This window comes from Paenibacillus sp. J31R98 (genome assembly GCF_056269245.1).
In genome coordinates this window covers 165,665-185,056 of record NZ_JBWDNO010000007.1, presented here as the reverse complement: position 1 = coordinate 185,056, position 19,392 = coordinate 165,665, and the positions used below count along the sequence as shown (strand labels likewise).

Sequence of the window (19,392 nt, the reverse complement as noted above, 5' to 3'; positions counted from 1 at the left end):
CACGAGGGGCATTCATGGATAATTTATTTCAGCTTCCCACGATGTATAGCGCGATCCGCATACCTGGAATGGAATATGCGAGGAGGCCCGCCGGCTGGTCGTTTCCGAGCCACCGGCATCCGTATTTCGAATTTCTATGCTGTGTGGAAGGGGAAATTCGGCAGTGGGTCAACGGGCAGCTCTATGTGCTGACGCCGGGCGATATGATTCTGATCGGCTCTGATATGCATCACAGGACGGAGATCGGCCAGGATTGCCTGTTCTTCGATTTTCATTTTGATGTGGAGCAGTCTGATATTCATTCCATTGTGCAATCTGCCGCCAATCCGCTACTGCGATACACCGATAACGAAGCGCTGTTTGGTCGTATCGAACAGTTTCTAGGCGAGTTCGGCGAGGATCTGCATCTGATGGGTCGGCAGAGCGTTTCGGCTTCGGGCGGCAAACAGGAGCAGCGACAAGAGGCATACTTGCAGCAGATCGAGCGCTCCATTCGCACGCTCAGCATTCATTCCCGCCTGCTTGAGATTATTGGACAGCTCGCGAAGCGTCTGCTGCAGATGAGCGTCAGTCTATCGGATGTGCAGGTTACGCCTTCGCAGATTCGACTTGCTCGCGAAGCCTCCTGCTATATCGAAGAGCATCTGCTTGATGACATCCGCGTGCATGATGTGGCGAAGCGGCTGAATGTTCACCGCACGCATCTGCATCACTGCTTCAAGAGCGTATATGGAGTTTCGCCAAGCATGTACATTACCAGCTCGCGAATACGCGAAGCGAAGAACCTGCTGCTTACGCGGGATTGGAGCATGGAGGAGATCGGCTTGCACCTGCGCTTCTCCTCCTCCGCTCACTTTAGCCGTGCCTTCCGCTCGGCGGTTGGCATGCCGCCGATTCGGTTCCGGCAGCGCGCGCGGGCGCAATAGCTGCTATTGGCAGAGAACCGTAAAGATCCAAGATGGGCAGGCTAGCTCTGCGCCATCTTGGATCTTTTTGCGTCGATCGCTGCCTTCGGCGGGAAATTGGCTAGAGTGCCGGAAGAGAAGATAGAGAGTGCCGTGGGTGCCTACATTGGTGGGAAATCGGCTGGAGTGCCGAAAGAGAGTATCGGAGGGATCTACATTGGCGGGAAAGTGGCTGGAGTTCCGAAAGAGAGTATCGTAGGTATCTACATTGGCGGGAAATCGGCTAGAGAGCTGAAAGAGAGTACCGTAGGTATCTACATTGGCGGGAAAGTGGCTAAAAGGCCGAAAGAGAGTACCGTGGGTATCTACATTGGCGGGAAATCGGCTAGAGTGCCGGAAGAGAGTATCGTAGGTACCTACATTGGCGGGAAAGTGGCTAGAAGGCCGAAAGAGAGTACCGCAGGTATCTACATTGGCGGGAAAGTGGCTAGAAGGCCGAAAGAGAGTACCGCAGGTATCTACATTGGCGGGAAAGTGGCTAGAAGGCCGAAAGAGAGTACTGTAGGTATCTACATTGGCGGGAATGTGGCTAGAGAGCCGAAAGAGAGTACCGTAGGTATCTACATAGGCGGGAAATCGGCTGGATTGCCGAAAGAGAGTACCGTGGGGATGTATCACTGGGTGATACACGTTACTGGAAAATGGAGCGTAATTCTTAAAGTGTGAGCTCTGGGGATACACATTGCTGGAAAATGGGTTGGAATGCTTAAAGTGTGACCCGTAGGGATACACATTGGTGGAAAATGGAGCGGAATGCTGAAAGTGTGACCCGTAAGGATACACATTGGTGGAAAATGGAGCGGAATGCTTAAAGTGTGACCCGTAGGGATACTCATTGGTAGAAAATGGAGTGGAATACTGAAAGTGTGACTCGTAGGGATACACATTTCTGGAAAATGGGTTGGAATGCTTAAAGTGTATCCCGTAGGGATACACTTTGGTGGAAAATGGAGCGGAATGCTTAAAGTGTGACCTCTGGGGATACACATTGGTGGGAAATCCGCTCATTGGGTAGAAAGAAGCTGGTCTGGTGGACCATATCGGCGGAAATTCGCCGATATGGGAGCAAGAAGCTGGTCTGGTGGACTACATCAGCGGAAATTCGCTGATGTGGGAGCAAGAAGCTGGTCTAGTGGACTACATCGGCGGAAAATTCGCCGATATGGGAGCAAGAAGCTGGTCTAGTGGACTACATTGGCGGAATTTCGCCAAGATGGCACTAAGAAGCTGGTCGAGTGGATCACTTTGATGGAATCCCACATGATTGTAAACGCGAAAGGCTATCCCATAAGTCACGATGACTTGTGGGATAGCCCCTCTTCAACGTTTACCCGAGATCTGGCTGGTCCTGCAGCGTGACCTGCGGGGACTTCATGCCGTGAAGCTCGAAGATTACTATTTCATTCTCGCCTGCCCGGAGCAGCGGAGCGGGGACATACAGCGTAACCTGCGGCCCGATCTCCCAGTAGCGGCCAAGGTTAAAGCCGTTGATGAACACGACGCCTTTGGTCCAGCCGCTCATGTTCAGGAACGTGTCCGCTGGCTCATCAACTTGGAAGCTGCCTCGATAGAAAGTCGGCTCAGCCTGCTCGGATAGTGCGGATGCTTCGGCAGGGTCGGCTGCCGATTCCAACGGGGAGTAGACAATGCCCGACAAGTCATCGAGCGGCAGCGGGTACATCGTCCAATCGTAGAGAAATTGACGTTCGATCCGGACGCCTTCCGTGATGCCCTTCGGATCATACATTTTCCAGCCATAATTGATCCGTCCCATATTCTCCACGAGCAGGCTGAGGGCTGCGCCTTCCGCAGGCGTCTCGACGGCAATATCGCCATCTGCGATTTCAATCGTCAAGTCATGCTTGTTCCGTTCAATGACGCCTTGGTAGTTCCCGCCAAAATAGACAAGCGCGCGATCGCGCACCTCTTGCACCGTTACCTTGCTGAGCGGTCTTGGTCCGCTGACATGCGTGGTATAGAGGACGAACCCGTAATCCTGCCCCAGCTTCTCCATCGTCTCCGTATAAGCACGCTTCACCGGCTTCGATAGCGCTTCGAGCTGACTGAATAAGCTTGCCTGCTGTGTCAGCTGAATGGCTCCATATCCTTTTTTGGCAATAGGCTCTGGGAGAATCCCCTCAGGGATGTCCGCATACTTCGCGATGACATCGCGGATGGCTAAGTACTTGTCCGTAATATCGCCAGATTCGCTGAGCAGGGCGTTATAATCGTAGCTCGTGACGGTAGGTTCATAGGACGTAAAGAAGTTCGCGCCGTTATAGAAGCCGAAGTTAGTGCCGCCTTGGAACATATAGAAGTTAACCGATGCGCCGGATTTCAAGATCCGATCGAGCACATCCGCCACATCGTCATAGCCGCGGACATGATGCTCCTCGCCCCAGTGATCGAACCAGCCGTTCCAATATTCCATGCACATGAGCGGACCGTCAGGCTCATACTCGCTTAACTTGGCAAAAGCATTCTCCGGAGCCGAGCCGAAATTCGCCGTTGCGAGCGTTCCAACTAGCATGCCACCTTGGAGCATATGATCCACAGGGCCGTCCGATGTGAAGAGCAAGACATCGATGCCGCGTTTGATCATGCCTTCCCTTAGGTACTTCAGATAAGCTTTGTCGTTCCCGTAACTGCCATATTCGTTCTCCACCTGCATAGCGATAATCGGACCGCCGTTCGTATGCAGAAGCGGCACCAATAGAGGCATTAACACATCATAGTACGCATCTACGCGATCGAGGTAAGGCTGATAATGGCAGCGCAGCTTCATGCCGTCCTCCGCAAGCAGCCAAGAAGGCAGACCTCCGAATTCCCATTCTGCGCAAATATAAGGACTTGGGCGAACGATGACATGAAGGCCAATCTCGGCAGCAATTTCGATGAACCGAACGACGTCCGCGATGCCGGAGAAGTTGAACTGTCCTGGCTTCGGCTCGTGGATGTTCCATGCGAGATATGTTTCAACCGTATTGAAGCCGCAAGCCTTCAGCTTCAACAGACGGTCCTTCCAATATTCCGGAACGATGCGGAAGTAGTGGATCGCACCCGAAATAATTTGCTGCTTCTTCCCATTGAGTACAAAATCACGTCCGTCGATTGCGAAAGTTGTCACGTGAAGATCCCATCCTATCTCTGCTGTTTATTGTACTATCGTAGCACTATTGAACCTGTAGCTGCTTTTCTAATCGTCTTGTCTTTTTGCATAATTGTCAGCTGCTCATCGACATTTGACATGCGAAGTAGGGAACGCTAAAATAAATCCAACACGATACATCGTGTGCGATGTATCGCATGGAATGTATGTTGAAGGAAAGGAGAACGAACGTGGAACGAGCTGAGTTTCTTCGGGAATCGATTGACTACTTGCACCGGATCATGATGAAGAACCTGCAGAGGCACGCAGAGGAGCATGGGGTCACTGTGCCACAGACGCGTGTCATTGCTGAAGTGCTGATGCATCAGTCAATCAGTATCAAGCAGCTGACGCAGAACCTCCGAATGACGCAGAGCACCGTCTCGGACATTGTGGAACGGTTAACAGCAAGAGGCATTCTCATGAAGACGACGGACCCGAGCGACAAGCGAGCGGTGAAGATATCGCTGACGGATCCGGTTCTGAAAGAAATCAAGGACCGAACTCCGGAGCCTATGAACCAGTATGTAAGAGACGTCCTCAGTCTGCTTCCTCCAAACGAGCAAGCGACGGTTGAAGAAGGCTTTCGGCTATTCGTGACGGCGGTCAAAGAGAAAGCCAAGGCTGACGGATTCGAGAATGATCACTATTATGACATCTTGTTTTTACCAAAAGAAAACCCATCAGAGAATTAGAGCTGCGGCAGCATGGGATAAGAGGAGAAGTAACAGAAATGGCTAAGTACCTGTATAAGTTAGGAATGTGGGCAGCCAAAGGCAGCAAGAAGGTGCTGCTCGGCGCGCTTATTATCTTGATCGCACTCGGCGCAATCGGTTTGACACTGGGACCTTCCTTCAGCAATGAATTGACGATCCCAAATACGCCGGCAGATAAGGCAGCTAAGCTCATTAGCAAGGAGTTCTCCCAGCCGGGGCTCCAGGCAGCGAAGATTCAGGTTGTGTTTAAGGCTCCGGATGGCGAAACACTGGAGTCCGAGAAATGGCAGAAGGTTATTGCAGACACGATTACTGCAATGGGCAAAGAGGCAGATGTTGCGTCCGCTGCCACGCCAATGCAGCTCAAGAACTTGAATATGACGAAGCAGATCGGCTACGGAGAAGTGACGTTTAAAGTGTCAGCCTTGGACGTCTCGAGCGAGACGAAGGAAGCGATCGTTCATCAGCTGGATGCGGCAAGAAAAGCAGGCCTAACGGCAGAGGCGCGCGGTGATGTTGTCCTCACGGAAGGCGGGGAATTCCCGGTTGAAGTGATCGGGATTGTTGCAGCTTTCGTTATTTTGGCGATTACATTCGCTTCTTTCCTGGCCGCAGGTTTGCCGATAGTTTCGGCTCTTGTCGGTCTTGGCGTCGGCATGCTCGGCATTGTCATTGCATCGAGCTTCATTGAAGTTCAGAGCGTCTCGCTCTCGCTGGCAGCTATGCTTGGACTGGCTGTAGGTATTGATTACGCTTTGTTCATCATTTCCCGGTTCAGACAGCAGCTAGCCCAAGGTTACTCCGTGCAGGAGTCTGTTGCAATCGCGAACGGTACAGCCGGAAGCGCGGTACTCTTCGCAGGCGTAACCGTTGTTATCGGATTGCTCGGACTGTCTGTAGCGGGAATTCCGTTCCTGACCATGATGGGAATCGCCTCGGCGCTTTGCGTCATCACGACGGTTCTCGTATCTATCATTGTGCTGCCGGCTCTATTAGGCTGGATGGGCCACAAGCTTTCCCCGTCTAAAAGGAAATCAGCGAGTCGAGGCCAAGCTGCCCGCAAGAAGCAGTCGTCCAACAAGTGGGGGACATTCGTTACGAAACGTCCACTCCTCGTATCGCTGGTCAGTATTGCGCTGCTTGCAACGATCGCTGCGCCATTCTTCCATATTAATCTGGGCTTGCCGTCTGACGGAACGACGAAGTCGACAGCAACGACGGAGAGAAGAGCTTTTGACCTGTTGAATGAAGGCTATGGCGAAGGCTTCAACGCTTCCTTGATTATTGGAGCGCAGGTATCGAATCCGACGGAAGCGACTGCTGGGGCGATTGCTGGTATTCAGAAAGAAATCAGTGGACTAGCTGATGTCCAGACCATTACGCCTCCTTTTCCCGGACCATCGGGTAAATTGTATATCATGACTGTCATTCCGAAGTCAGGACCGGATGATACGAAGACGAAGGATCTCGTGAAGGCGATTCGAGACCTCTCGGGCAAGACGGAATCCGAGAATGGCATTGAGCTGCTCGTTACCGGCACGACGGCGATGAATATTGATATTGCCAACAAGCTGAACGATGCGTTGCCTGTATTCGCTGCACTTATTGTTATTCTTGCGTATGTGATTCTGGTGCTCGTATTCAGATCGATTCTGATTCCTTTGAAAGCCGTTCTAGGCTTCTTGTTATCGCTAGGAGCAACACTCGGATTCGTCGTCTTCGTTGTGCAGGATGGCCACCTGATTAATTTCTTCGGCTTCCCGGCATCGAGTCCGATTCTGGCGTTCCTGCCGGTTATCTTGATCGGTATTCTGTTCGGACTGGCGATGGATTACGAGATCTTCCTGGTGAGCAAGATGCGCGAGGTGTACGCACAAACTGGCGATGCGCGCAAAGCGATTCTGGATGGAATGCGCGACAGCGGCAAAGTCGTAACTGCGGCGGGACTCATTATGATCTCCGTATTTATCGGCTTCATGCTAGCCCCAGACGCGATCATCAAGTCGATGGGCCTCGCGCTTGCATTCGGCGTCTTGTTCGACGCCTTCATCGTACGGATGACGCTTGTTCCGGCGGTCATGAGCTTGATGGGCAAATCCGCATGGTACATGCCGAAGTGGCTCGATCGCATTCTGCCGAACATCGACATTGAAGGCGAGAGCATTATGCACGAGATGGAGAAGAAGAAGAGTGCTTAGAGTGCTGTAATAATGAAAAGCCCTGATCATCAAGTTACCTTGGGATCAGGGCTTTCTCTATTTGTAAAAAAGTAAGGAGAAAAACGCTCCCGCGAAGTTACGAATGACGTAGTAATGGACAGTTAGGACACTGTTTGCTGCATGGCTTCTGAAGAGCGCGCAAGCTGTGATTGGGTTCACCGGTAGCCGTCATATTCTCCTGATTCACCACATTCTCCTCAGTTCTTTCTTGCTCCGTTGCTTTCAAACACATTGCTTGCTCACTCCTCGTATCAAGTTATGAGCTCATTATAAATCGCATAAGGAAGCGAGTATTGTAGGATACAGTCTCGATTGTACAAAAGTAAGATAAAAAAAGGAAGACGCGGATCGCGATGCATGATGTGCATGGCGTTCCGTGTCTTCCTTCCGTTATTACCGACTCGCTTCCAGAGCCGGGCTGCGATCAAATTCTACTGCGCAGAATTGCCCCGTTACTGCAGATTCCTTCGCCTTCAGGCACAGCAGCGCGCTGCCAAGTCCGTCCTCTAGGGTCGACACCGATTGCTTCGTGGAGCCTTGCATCAGCTGGGCGAAGTTAGCCGCGAGCGCAGCGTCTCCCCCGAAGTGATTCTCGCCTGCGCCGACTCGGTACGTTTCCACGCGCGAGGTATGATGCATATAGACCGTGACGACACCCGTGTTGAAGTCAAACTCGATTGTTCCTTTGTACCCCATGAACCTCGCACCGCGAGCTCCGGCCTCGCCGCGAACGAAGAAGTTCTGCGAATACGAGACGTGCATGCCGCTCTCGTAACGGATTAAAGCGCTGCCGGAATCCTCGTTGCCCGTATCCTCGGCATAGGCGCAATACTGCCAGTGTGGCACTTTCGTCTGCAAGGTGCTGTCCGGGCATGTGCGATACTCTTCGCAGTCTACACATTTGAGCCCTGCCGGCTTATCGCCTTTGAAGATTTGTTTGGACGTCATCGCGCAGACGCTAACTGGCTTCATCCCAAGCACGTAATTGATGTAGTCGAAGTCATGCGTGGCTTTCTGAAGGAACAAGCCGCCCGTTTCGTTCTCGTCGCGGTACCAATTCTGGAAGTATACGCCGCCATAGGGGACGTTGTTCACCGCTTGAACATGCTCGATCGTGCCGATTTTGCCCGAATCCACAATCTCCTTAATCAGCTGAACGATTGACGTCACACGCAGCGGGAACGAGACGATGACCGGACTCGGATTCGCTTCATAGCACGCTTTAAGGCGGGCTAGATCTGTCATATTGGTTGAGACCGGCTTCTCCAGAAACAGAGGCAGCCCCGTTGGCAGTACCTTCACGGCTTGCTCCGTATGGTGGGAGCATCTTGTGCCGATCATAACGCCGTCCAGCTTCTCAGCATCCAGCATCTCTTCCGCCGTATTGTAGTAACGAACGTCTTCGCCTAGACCAAGACGCTCTCGATCCGCCTGAATCGCTTCGCTGCGCGGATCAACAATCGCCGCAATCCGGCAGCTCGGATCTTGCCGTAACGTATCTTTGGCGACGCCTTGAATGCGCCCGCCGAAGCCAATAATGCCAATATTCATGATCGTGCTGCCTCCTTCAAGTCTTTGATGGTATCAGTATAAAGCCGATCGACTTTCCGATTCTTTGTCCTGAAAGCCGTATTTTTTGTCATTCATGTCTGATAGAGAACATGTTAAGCTAGTCTCAATAAATTGTTATGATCCCGGAGGGGGAGCAATGGAACAATCGCAGACGGAGCTGGACGATTATTATCGCACGCGGCTTACGCAGACCATCGTGATTGAGCAGATGATTACGATGTACTATTTGGAATTTGGCCGCGATTACGTGTTCAGCGGTGAACGCCATAATTTCTGGGAGCTGCTGTACGTCGATCGCGGCGCAATCGAAGTAATGGCGGATGACGAGCGGCATTTGCTGACGCAAGGCATGATGATCTTCCATAAACCGAATGAATATCATAAGTTCAATGCTGTAGGCGGCAAGGCGCCGAACGTCATCGTAATGACCTTCGAATGCCAGTCGGAGGCGATCTCGCAGTTCCGCGACCTCGTCATCCCATTGGACGATGAAGAACGGAATTTGCTCGCCAATATCGTAAGAGAGGGCATGAATGCGTTCGAATTTCCGTTCCTTCATCCCCTGAAGCGCCGCGAGGACGCCAAGCTTGGCAGCGAGCAGCTGATTAAGTGCTATCTGGAAATCTTCCTGCTTCGCTTGCTGCGAAGACAATCCATGCACCCGAGAAAGCTGCCATTATCTTCAGCTGCCAAGGAACGAGCAAGCGATGAGCTGGCGAGACATATCGCCAAGTACTTGGACGATCATCTGGGCACGGAGCTGTCTCTGGACGAGATTAGCCGCATGTTCATGATCGGCAAGACTCGGCTCAAAGAGATTTTCAAACGAACGACCGGCCAGACGGTTATGGCTTACGCAGCGAACGCCAGAGTGGAGCGGGCGAAGCTGATGATCCGCGAGCATACCGATAACATGACGGAAATTGCAGAGAAGCTCGGATTCAGCAGCATTCACTATTTCTCCAAGGCATTCAAGAAACAGACGAATATGACCCCGACGGAGTATGCGCGGACGGTGAAAGCGAGGCTTTCCAGCGCGGAGTAGTTCGGATGGGGATTAAACATGGGGCTGGGACAACGATGTGCCCCCTTCTAACGAACTCAAGCAGCGTTATACGAGCAAATTGAGCTGGTTTGTTATTCTAACGAACTCAGGTAACGTTATTCGTCGCATTTGAGCCATTTCGGTGGAAGGATCGAGGCAATGGTATGCCCCCCAGTTCGTTAGCCGATTTAACCAGTCGAAATGGGATGAATAAGCGCTATACGGTTCGTTAGATCCTAAGAGGTATCGTAAGGACTGGAAGTGATCGACTATGATCACTTCCAGTCTTTTTTTGTCTGAATTGTGAAGGATATTGGCGTTGCTAACGCGAATACTCCACTTTGGTTGATATCTACAAAAAGGGGTTATTTCATGCCACAAGCTTCCTATTCTGATCCATCGATTATCGAATCCGCGTTTCTCTCGCGCATGGGAGACAAGCACAATGTCAATTTATACAACGAGCTTCTAGCCGCTGCCGATAGAGGAAGAACAACGACCATTATTGAAGACCCGCTCGGCAAAGTGACGTATAAGAAGCTGCTTCTCTCGATTCAAGTTGTAAGCGCTGTCCTTCCGGAGCACATTGACGGACAGCAGAAGGTCGGCGTTCTAATGCCTAACGTCATTGGGAATGTCGTTACGTTATTCTCCTTATTCAAACTCGGTATTACGCCATGTTTGCTGAACTTCTCGATGGGCGCCGAATCCATTGCGGACTGCTGCGCCACGGCTGAGGTGAAGAAAGTCATCACCTCCAAAGCTTTTATCGAGAAGGGCGGCCTCGATTCCATTGTGAAGCATCTGTCTTCCACGGTTCAGTTCATTTATTTGGAAGATATTCAGAAGCAGATCAATTTCGGTCACAAACTAAACGGGTTTGTCCGGTATGCGCTGAAGCGGCGGGCGGCTCACCAAACGAATGAGATCATTCTGTTTACGTCCGGTACGGAGAGTAAGCCCAAGGGCGTTGTGCTGACGCATGACAATCTGTTTGCGAATGTGAACCAGATGCTGTCGATCGTTCATTTTATGCCAAGCGACCTAATCTTTAACGCACTGCCGATGTTCCATTGTTTCGGGCTTCTTCTTGTTCTGCTTGGCGTGACCAATGATCTGCCGGTCTACTTGTATCCTAACCCGCTGCACTACAGGGAGATTCCGAGCTCGATTCGCAGAACCAAAGCGACGATCATATGCGGCACGTCCACGTTCTTCGAGGGTTATGGGGCGAATGCGAACGACGGAGATCTGGCTTCGCTTCGACTCGTCATTGCCGGTGCGGAGAAGCTGAAGGAAGAGGTTGCGAAGCTGTGGCAGGAGCGTTTCGGGATTCATATCTTCGAGGGATACGGCGTGACGGAGACGTCTCCCGTTATTTCCACGAATACGCCGGATGTCCGCAAACCGGGAACGGTGGGTAGGCTCGCGCCGGGCATGGAGTACCGGATTAACCCGGTCGAAGGCATTGCTCAAGGCGGAACGCTTGTCGTGAAAGGGCCGAATGTCATGAAGGGCTACTTGATTCACGGCCAAGGCTTCGTGCCTTGCGAAGGCTGGCATGACTGCGGCGACGTTGTAACGGTGGACGATGAAGGCTTTATTACGATTCAATCCAGGCTGAAGCGGTTCGCCAAGATTGCAGGCGAGATGGTCGCTCTCGGTCATGTCGAGAAGCTGGCAAGAGAGTGCTTCGAGCATGCCGGTTTCTATGCAGTCTCAATACCTGACAGCAAGAAGGGGGAGCGCATTGTGCTCTTCTCAACCAAAGAAGATACAGACCTAAACAGGCTGAAGAAGTATATCAAGGAGCAGAAGGTTTCATCCCTGTATATTCCGTCTCAACTGCATGATCTGTCCGAAGTCCCGATTCTCGGCACAGGCAAGACAAACTACGTTCAGCTTATGGAGCAAGCGAAGCAATTGGAAAATCAAGTTCAGGCGTCAGGTTAATTACAAAGTAGATTGGAGTGGTTGATAGGATGCAAGAAGAACGCAATTGGGCGGGGAATTTCAGGTATAGCGCGGAGGAACTGTTCGAGCCGGAGCGGCTGGAGCAGCTTCAGGAATGGGTGGCGAATCGAGGGCAGGTGAGAGCGCTTGGGACGCGCCATTCTTTCAACAACATTGCCGATACGGAAGGCAGCCTGGTATCGCTGAAGAAAATGAATCAAGTGCTGGAGCTTGATCATTCTCGCGGGACCGTGACGGTGGAAGGCGGTATTCGGTACGGAGATCTGGCTCAGTTTTTGCATCAGAACAGCTACGCCTTGCCTAATCTGGCTTCACTGCCGCATATTACGGTTGCGGGAGCTTGTGCAACAGGAACACATGGTTCGGGCGACCGAAACGGAGGGCTTGCGACTGCCGTTCGCTCCATCGAGGTGGTCACGGCAAGCGGTGAGCAGGTTGTTTTCACGCGTGGCGAGCAGCCAGAAGCAGATGGAGCCATCGTCGGCCTTGGAGCGCTTGGCATCGTATCGAAGCTGACCCTCGACATTATGCCGACCTTTGACATTAGCCAGCTGCTGTATGAGAATCTGTCGTTATTCAAGCTGGAAAATAGCTTCGACGCCGTATACTCAAGCGCGTACAGCGTAAGCTTATTCACGGATTGGAGCAGCGATCGCTTCAATCAGGTGTGGTTGAAACATCTGGCTGGCGCGGAGGATATGCGCGGACCGGATGAATTCCACGGAGCGACGAGGGCGGAAGCCTCACTGCATCCCGTGTCGGGCATTTCCGCAGAGCCTTGCAGCGAGCAGCTAGGCAAGCGGGGACCTTGGCACGAGCGGCTGCCGCATTTCCGCATGGAGTTTACTCCAAGTGCGGGGGAGGAGCTGCAGAGCGAGTATTTTGTGCCGCGCAAGCATGCTTACGCTGCGTTAGAAGCGATTCATCGGCTGCGGGAGCATATCGCGCCGCTGCTGTATATATCCGAAGTGCGCTCAATCGCCGCCGATCAGCTATGGATGAGCCCGAGCTACGAACGGGATTCGATCGCGATCCATTTCACATGGAAGCCGCTCGGCGAGGCGGTTCAGCGCTTATTGCCGCTTATCGAAGCAGCGCTTGAGCCTTATGAAGCGCGCCCGCACTGGGGCAAGCTGTTCACGATGGTACCGGAGCGAGTGAAGTCGCTTTATGTGAAGCGGGAAGAGTTCCTAAACCTAGCAGCGAAGTGCGATCCGCAAGGGAAGTTCCGCAATACGTTCCTGAACCGTTACGTGTGGTAGTGAAGAAGAGGACATGCACCGTCATATAAGGCGCTGCATGTCCTTTGCATTGTATACGCTTACAATTTAACAGATAAGTCAGAGGCCTACGTCGCGATGTGTAGGACTTGACTATCCAGATACAGATCAATTTTGTTCAAGAGCTGACTAAGCTGGCTGTGGTTGAAGATCAAATTCGGCGCGACAGCATTGTATGAGTCCTCATGCTTGTAAATTTGAAAACCTCTGTAGTTTTCATAAATCATTCTCATGCATCTCTCTCCTTTGAACCGTAATAGCGAAGTGTATGTATAAAGGTAGCATGAAATCGCCGGCAGGAGTAGAGGTGTAAAAGGTAGTAAAATGTCTAGTTTTGATGAAGGGAAATTCATGCTGGTGGAGTGCTGGAGGACTATATGAAATGACAAGAGCAGCGGCCAATGGAGGCTGCTGCTCTTTGTTATGCGTGGGCTATGACACAACGCTTTACGATGAATACCGGGTAGCGTCGCTCTGTTAGTCCGTAATATTGCGTGTGTAATATTCGATAATATCTCTGCGACGGATGATGCCAAGGAATATACGGTTATCGTCGACGACAGGCACGAAATTCTGATCGGCTGCGAGCGTAAGCATATCCTCCATCTGGGCGTTAATGGCGACACATTCGTTGTAAATCCGTTTTTTGACGTCGGTGATCAACACCTCATGCATGTTATCGAAACTTAGGCCAGGCGTGCGCTTCAGCTTCCATAACAAATCCCCTTCGGACAACGTCCCGACATATTTGCCGTCCTCATCGATGACTGGAATCGCCGTGTATTGGCAAGCGTCGAGCTTGTCGACAGCCGCCTTCATTGATGCAGTTGTCATTAGGAATGACACTTCTTCTTTAGGTAGTAAGAACGATCTGATTTCCACTGTGAGCACTCCTTTTCGCTATATATTCGGGCACGCTATTTCAACTTTAAGATAAATTCGCGTTTTGGCACACAAATTACATTAAACGTCCTTGGCTGTTTTTGAATCGCCATCATTCGACAAGTTTTGCGATTGGGCTCAAATTGAAGCCGATGTTGAGGCCGAACCTTGCTGAACCTCGAAGACCTTCCTTTCATAGAATAGGCATATATCCGCGTCTAATTGGAGAGAGGAACGTTGTTATGTATAATGCAAATTTGTTTCATTCGGACTACTGGCCATCTTACTACCGTCATGGCAATATGGGAAAGTCGCTTACGTTCGTGCTCGTTCATGGATCATGGGCGGATTCGAGCTTCTGGAGAGGCGTTGGCGCAGAGCTCGCAGCAAGAGGGCATATTGTTTATGCGCCGGAGTATCCCGGTCACGGCGGTGATCCGAATACGAACGTGACGCATGGCATGCTATCGAAGGCAGTCGCTGATTTTATCATCGGCCACAACTTGAAGGATGTCATTCTGGTTGGCCACAGCTTTGGCGGTTCTGTCGTGCAGAAGGCCGCGGAACTCGTGCCGGACCGGCTGAAGCGCATGGTATTTATGGATGGATTCGTGGTAGGCGACGGTGAGTCGCTCGCCGATCAGTTCCCTCCTGCGGCGGTAAGTGGCTTCGAGCAGCTGCGCAAGGCATCCGGCGCTAACGACACCATTATGCTGCCATATCCGGTGTTTCGGGATACGTTCGTGAACTTGGCGGACGAAGCACTTGCACGCCAGCTTTACAGCGAGATCCTTCCCGAGCCGGCGAAGCCGTTGTTCGAGAAGCTGGATCTGAAGAAATTTTATGCCCTGCAGACGCCGCGAAGTTATTTATTTCTAACCGGGGACAACGTCTTACCGCAAGGTGAGGGCTACGGCTGGCACCCGCACATGTCGAGCAGACTCGGCCTATTCCGGCTTGTCATTGCGGACGGCGACCATATGACTTACTTCCGTACGCAGCCAGGCTATTATGCGACGAAGTTGATCGAAGCATCGCGGGATTAGTTCCGCCGTGGTATGGCCGCCAGCGAGAGCTGGCGGTCTTTGGCGTTTTTGCTTTATTGGCGGCATTTTGGGAATAATACGTGTTAGCCTGTTAGCCACAAAGAAACGGAGCGTGAGCCGGTTATGAAAAATGTGAAGCCCTACGCGGTATTCGCCCTGCTTCTGCCATGCCTCATTGCTGTCGATCTCAGTATGGACATGCTGCTCAAGCTGCCCCCGAGCCGAATGCTTCGCAATTTCACTTATCCATTCCTGATGCTGGACCCTATTGAGAAGCTTATTATGGTTGCGCTCGTCTTCATGTTCATCCGCAAGCCGCTATATGTGATTGTGCAGCGCTTGATGCCAGGCAAGCAGACGGACTCAAGCGGCGCCACGGACGGCGGCGAATCAGGAGGCGGCGGTGGAACGCCTGTCGCGAAAGGCGCGCCGGATCAGGCCGAGCAGCAATAAGCAGGCCGGAATCGCGAACTGCATAGGCAGATGCATATAGTACGGCACGATCTTGAGTCCTTCCTTCAGATGCTCCGTCAGATTGCCGGCAATCGTCAGCGACGTCAGCAGAACGATGACGCCGATCGGCATCACGAGCGTCTTGTAGTTGCTGATCTTGAACAGATCATGCGCGGCCAGGACGGAGGCGAACATGAACGTGCCGATCTTGAAGAAGCTCGTAATAATGAGCAGGAACAAGACAACGGAATCAAGCCTCTGTATTATTTCCGCAAGCCGCAGCCGGCTGAGCGATGTGAAGAGCGGGAACGTTGCCCTTGATGCGATCTCCACGCCAAGCACCGAGATGTTCACGAATGTAGCGACGCACAGCAGAATCGCGCTGAATGCCATGGCGCCGGCGGTGATTCGCAAGGCTTTGTATTTCCTGTTCAAGTAGGGCAGAAACATCGCCATGACGACCATCTCGCCGAAAGGGAACGTTAAACCTGTCGGAAGCAGCGCGCTCCAAACGGGCTTCCAGCCTTCGCCAAGAACAGGTTCGATGCGATGGAAGTCCGATAAATCCGACAAGAGGACCAGGACGATGATGAACATAAACACGAAGACACAGAGCATGAAGAAGATGAAGGCTGTCCGGCCATACACTTCAATCCCAAGGCTGATGATGTAGCCGACCGCGACGAGCATGAATGCGCCTAGGGCAAACATGGGCGTTGCATCATAAGCCGCTGCTGTAAGCAAGTCGATGAAATCGCGCATATTCCGGCTTGCAATGTACATGAAATAGAGCAAGTAGCCGAAGCCGATCAGCCAGCCCAGGAACGACCCTGCAATTCTGCGCGTATATCTCGTTAAAGTCATATCGGGATACAGCCTGTACAAACCGCCAAACACAATAGTGAAGAATGTAATGCCGATCAAACAGCCGGTGAGCGTGACAATCCAGGCATCCTGCTTCGCATCCATGCCGACGGGAATGACTACGGCCGTACCCAGCTCGAATAACGTTATCCATGCAAAAAGATGCAGAGGGCCAATATTCTCAATCGGTGTTTTCATGCTATCTGCCTCCTTGCGGGTTTAGGGTTTCTCAAGCAGCGATTTGCCTCTCATGCCTGTCCGCAAAATCTGCCCCTTGAACGTAATGCTAACTTCCGCATCGGTGAACTTATCCTCCCACTGATCTTGCACCTCCCGCCACTGCTTCGGATGCTTTCGCTGCAGCACTTCGCCAAAGCCGAATACATCGGCATGAAGCGACTGCGCACTCTTGATTGCTCCCATCATATCCGCGATCGCGGCATCTCCCCATTCCTTCTCCATCTTGCTCAGCACTTCAAGATCGCTCAGCGGAATGCCGCATTTGACCTCGGATACATTGCCTTCCGATAAGACATCGATCTTTACTTTGACATGGCCATTCTGCATGGAGACGTCCATCTTTGTCTTGCTCTTAATGACCTCGAGCGCAAGCCCATCCTTCACGTCCTGACAGCTGAGATTCATAATGGTGCTGCCCATTCGATTGATGATGAACATGTATCCCCGCGCTTTTTCATTCTCGAGCCAGCCGACGAGCTTCCCTTCGCGGAACATGGCGACTCCGGTTATTTCGAGATGATAGGGCGGACGCGTTTTTTCAAGATTGCTTTTGCTCGTCACATCCTGATCGTCTCCGAACAGCCTAAGGCCGCTGATCGATGGTTCGACCCCTGGATTAATGAGCTTGCGAATCGCATCATCAATGCCGATAGTTGGCGAATTCGACCAAATCTTGGTCGTGAATTCGGCTGATCCCATTAGTGCTTCAGCCTGAATAGGCGCGAGCGGAACAAGCGTGCTGACCAGCTTCTCCGGCGTAGCACCTCTTGCGACGAGCAGCATGGAGGTGAGACGAACCTCATGAGAGCGTTCGAAGAAATCGAAGATCTCTTCGATTCCGGACTTGGCGAGGCGCTCCCCCAGAATGAGGACCTGGATGTGGGAGAAGAACAGCTGCCTTGGGACTTGCTTCGACGCTTTGCGGATGCCCTCGAACAGCGTTTTCGACTTCACGGTGTAGACGGAGAAAGGAGCGCGACCGCTGCCGCCTTTAACCGAGCTGCTTAGCTCGCCGGGCATAACGACCTGGAACGCCAGCGTATATTCATCCTTATCGGTCTTATCGATGGCCATCGCTGACACGATAGCGAGCATATTCAGCTCCCGGCTGTTCCAGCAGCCGGTTGCGAGCAAGGTAGAAGCGGCAAGGACCGCTGCCGCCAGAATAAGCTTAATGCTACGTATTCCTGCTTTCATCCGTTCTTATCCCTCCTAGGGTTGCACGCTTTTTGTTACGTCTGAGGTTTCTGCCCCGGAGGCATTCGAGTTACATTGTCCGACGTGTCATCGGGTCGTTCCGTAAAGCTCCAGTGTGGCAGTCTGACGAAGAAGTCCTTCATCTGCTTGAATTTGAACGGAACGAGCGGCGACAGGAATGAGACGCCGAATGAGCGCAATGCATTCATATGGGCAACCAGCATAATGAAACCGAGAATAATGCCGTAGAAACCAAGCATCCCCGCCGCAATCATGAAGAGGAAACGCAGCAGCCGTGCAGTAATAGCTAAGTTATAAGCTGCGATGGAGAAGTTTGCGATCGCTGTAATTGCGACGACGATAACCATGATCGGCGAGACGATACCGGCTTGAACAGCGGCTTCGCCAAGTACGAGCGCACCGACGATAGATACTGCTTGTCCGACTGCCCGAGGCATGCGAACCCCGGCCTCCCGCAGAATCTCGAAGCTGAGCTCCATCGCGAACGCCTCAAGTAGCGCTGGGAATGGTACACCCTCCCTTGCACCGGAGAGGTTAATGAGCAGTGTCGTCGGCAGCATCTCCTGATGGAATGTCGTTAATGCAATGTAGACCGCTGGGCCGAACAACGAAATGACGAAGGCGGCATACCGCAGCAGACGGAGAAAAGTGCCGATATCGTACCGCTGGTAATAATCCTCGGCCGACGCGAAGAATTGAGGCAGAATCGTTGGCACAACCAAGGCGAACGGAGTGCCGTCGACGACAATCGCGATACGCCCCTCCAGCAGATTCGCCGCAATGACATCGGGCCGCTCTGTGTTATAGATCGTTGGAAAAGGAGAGCTCCAGTTGTCCTCGATGAACTCCTCGATATAGCCGGACTCCAGAATAGCGTCAGTGTCGATCTTCTCAAGCCGCTTGCGAACCTCTTGCTTGATCTCTTCCTTGACGATGCCTTCGATATAGAGCATGGCGACATTCGTCTGCGTCACTCGGCCAATCTTAATCGCTTCGAAGCCGAACTTCTCGCTCCGTATCCGCCTGCGGATCAGCGCGATGTTCGTCGGCACGGATTCCGTGAAGCTGTCCTTCGGACCGCGAATGACGACCTGGGTGCTCGCTTCCGATACCGCGCGCTTCTCGCCGCCAATGGTGCCGCAGCTGATGCACTGATCCCATCCGTCGACGAAGAGCAGCGTCTTGCCCGTTAACAGCTCAAGCAGCATCGTCGTCCAATTATCGAGCACTTCGATTTGCCCAACGGATAAGGCATTGTCACAGATATATTTGAATGCCTCTTCGGACGTCACGCCGCTCTCCTGCGGCGTTTCTGGCAGAAACGGTGACATCAAAGAACGCATGACGAATTCGTTGACCGATTCCTTGTCAGTAATCGTCTCCAAATAGACAGCCGCTACATGCTGGTGATGCCCGGTCCGCATCGTAAATCGGCGCACGATAAGGTCAGGACTTGCCGCCATGTCGGACTTGATTCGGTCGATGTTATCATTCAGATTCGTTTCGAGCTGGCCGCGAGGCACAGAGAGATTGCCGCTGTTCCGATCGCGTCCACTGTTTCCGTCGTCATTGCCGCCTTTGGAACGCGCTGATCGTCGTATCACCATCTAACTGAGCCTCCTTTGCTGCATGAGCCTGAATGGACTAGCTTCGCATCCGTTAGTATGCCTCGTTTTTCCTTTTTTACCGAAAAATAAAGAAATAACCGATGAATGGTCATCATCAGCATCCAAAAGGCGCCGGAAGTTGGCTGAGAGAACACGTATGTGC

At 52.2% G+C, this 19,392-nt stretch carries 17 protein-coding genes; 10 read left to right on the top strand and 7 right to left on the bottom strand.

What is annotated here, in order from left to right:
• Window positions 1-14: 14 nt before the first annotated feature.
• The 3 genes from AC0YNX_RS23410 to AC0YNX_RS23400 all read left to right on the top strand — a co-directional run bounded on the left by AC0YNX_RS23410 (window position 15) and on the right by AC0YNX_RS23400 (window position 2,214).
• Window positions 15-926 carry an AraC family transcriptional regulator gene (locus tag AC0YNX_RS23410; RefSeq protein WP_475818127.1) on the top strand — a complete coding sequence of 304 codons (912 nt, stop codon included), beginning with the start codon at window positions 15-17 and terminating at the stop codon, window positions 924-926.
• A 57-nt stretch (window positions 927-983) separates the two neighbouring features.
• Window positions 984-1,631 (top strand): hypothetical protein, encoded by a 648-nt coding sequence (locus tag AC0YNX_RS23405; RefSeq protein ID WP_475818126.1) that lies wholly within the window; start codon window positions 984-986, stop codon window positions 1,629-1,631.
• Between the two features lie 364 nt (window positions 1,632-1,995).
• The gene (locus tag AC0YNX_RS23400) at window positions 1,996-2,214 is read left to right on the top strand and encodes a hypothetical protein (RefSeq protein WP_475818125.1); all 219 of its coding nucleotides are present in this window, start codon (window positions 1,996-1,998) and stop codon (window positions 2,212-2,214) included.
• A 78-nt stretch (window positions 2,215-2,292) separates the two neighbouring features.
• Here AC0YNX_RS23400 and AC0YNX_RS23395 read toward each other — a convergent pair whose 3' ends face one another.
• Window positions 2,293-4,092: a glycoside hydrolase family 35 protein gene (locus AC0YNX_RS23395; protein WP_475818124.1), complete on the bottom strand. Its 1,800-nt coding sequence runs from the start codon at window positions 4,090-4,092 to the stop codon at window positions 2,293-2,295.
• Between the two features lie 212 nt (window positions 4,093-4,304).
• Between AC0YNX_RS23395 and AC0YNX_RS23390 the strand changes: the two genes are divergently transcribed.
• Window positions 4,305-4,808 (top strand): MarR family winged helix-turn-helix transcriptional regulator, encoded by a 504-nt coding sequence (locus AC0YNX_RS23390; protein WP_475818123.1) that lies wholly within the window; start codon window positions 4,305-4,307, stop codon window positions 4,806-4,808.
• A 38-nt stretch (window positions 4,809-4,846) separates the two neighbouring features.
• Window positions 4,847-7,027, top strand: a complete 2,181-nt coding sequence (locus AC0YNX_RS23385; protein WP_475818122.1) for an MMPL family transporter — start codon at window positions 4,847-4,849, stop codon at window positions 7,025-7,027.
• A gap of 414 nt (window positions 7,028-7,441) precedes the next feature.
• On the opposite strand, the gene AC0YNX_RS23380 is transcribed toward AC0YNX_RS23385, so the two are convergent.
• The gene (locus AC0YNX_RS23380; RefSeq protein ID WP_475818121.1) at window positions 7,442-8,599 is read right to left on the bottom strand and encodes a Gfo/Idh/MocA family protein; all 1,158 of its coding nucleotides are present in this window, start codon (window positions 8,597-8,599) and stop codon (window positions 7,442-7,444) included.
• Between the two features lie 157 nt (window positions 8,600-8,756).
• Here AC0YNX_RS23380 and AC0YNX_RS23375 point away from each other — a divergent pair, with 157 nt between their 5' ends.
• From AC0YNX_RS23375 to AC0YNX_RS23365, 3 genes are all read left to right on the top strand, one after another.
• A complete protein-coding gene (locus tag AC0YNX_RS23375) occupies window positions 8,757-9,665 on the top strand; it encodes a helix-turn-helix domain-containing protein (protein WP_475818120.1) in 909 nt (302 codons plus the stop codon).
• A 372-nt stretch (window positions 9,666-10,037) separates the two neighbouring features.
• Window positions 10,038-11,618 carry an AMP-binding protein gene (locus tag AC0YNX_RS23370; protein WP_475818119.1) on the top strand — a complete coding sequence of 527 codons (1,581 nt, stop codon included), beginning with the start codon at window positions 10,038-10,040 and terminating at the stop codon, window positions 11,616-11,618.
• 29 nt (window positions 11,619-11,647) lie between these two features.
• Entirely contained in the window at window positions 11,648-12,901 is a 1,254-nt protein-coding gene (locus tag AC0YNX_RS23365; RefSeq protein ID WP_475818118.1) for an FAD-binding protein, read from the top strand.
• Window positions 12,902-12,987: 86 nt separating this feature from the next.
• Here AC0YNX_RS23365 and AC0YNX_RS23360 read toward each other — a convergent pair whose 3' ends face one another.
• Entirely contained in the window at window positions 12,988-13,152 is a 165-nt protein-coding gene (locus AC0YNX_RS23360; RefSeq protein WP_475818117.1) for a hypothetical protein, read from the bottom strand.
• A 244-nt stretch (window positions 13,153-13,396) separates the two neighbouring features.
• The gene (locus AC0YNX_RS23355; RefSeq protein WP_475818116.1) at window positions 13,397-13,801 is read right to left on the bottom strand and encodes a CBS domain-containing protein; all 405 of its coding nucleotides are present in this window, start codon (window positions 13,799-13,801) and stop codon (window positions 13,397-13,399) included.
• Window positions 13,802-14,043: 242 nt separating this feature from the next.
• On the opposite strand from AC0YNX_RS23355, the gene AC0YNX_RS23350 reads away from it, so the two are divergent.
• Both AC0YNX_RS23350 and AC0YNX_RS23345 read left to right on the top strand, forming a co-directional pair.
• Window positions 14,044-14,847 carry an alpha/beta fold hydrolase gene (locus AC0YNX_RS23350; RefSeq protein WP_475818115.1) on the top strand — a complete coding sequence of 268 codons (804 nt, stop codon included), beginning with the start codon at window positions 14,044-14,046 and terminating at the stop codon, window positions 14,845-14,847.
• Window positions 14,848-14,970: 123 nt separating this feature from the next.
• Complete coding sequence (locus AC0YNX_RS23345; protein ID WP_475818114.1) at window positions 14,971-15,300, top strand: YczF family membrane protein; 330 nt, start codon at window positions 14,971-14,973, stop codon at window positions 15,298-15,300.
• Here the strand turns inward: AC0YNX_RS23345 and AC0YNX_RS23340 are convergent.
• From AC0YNX_RS23340 to AC0YNX_RS23330, 3 genes are read right to left on the bottom strand one after another with little or no spacing between them, the layout of a single operon-like run.
• Window positions 15,238-16,362, bottom strand: a complete 1,125-nt coding sequence (locus AC0YNX_RS23340; protein WP_475818113.1) for a GerAB/ArcD/ProY family transporter — start codon at window positions 16,360-16,362, stop codon at window positions 15,238-15,240. The genes AC0YNX_RS23345 and AC0YNX_RS23340 overlap by 63 nt on opposite strands.
• 21 nt (window positions 16,363-16,383) lie before the next feature.
• On the bottom strand, window positions 16,384-17,601 hold the full coding sequence (locus tag AC0YNX_RS23335) for a Ger(x)C family spore germination protein (protein WP_475818112.1): 1,218 nt from the start codon (window positions 17,599-17,601) through the stop codon (window positions 16,384-16,386).
• A gap of 35 nt (window positions 17,602-17,636) precedes the next feature.
• Complete coding sequence (locus AC0YNX_RS23330) at window positions 17,637-19,229, bottom strand: spore germination protein (RefSeq protein WP_475818111.1); 1,593 nt, start codon at window positions 19,227-19,229, stop codon at window positions 17,637-17,639.
• Window positions 19,230-19,392 lie beyond the last annotated feature (163 nt).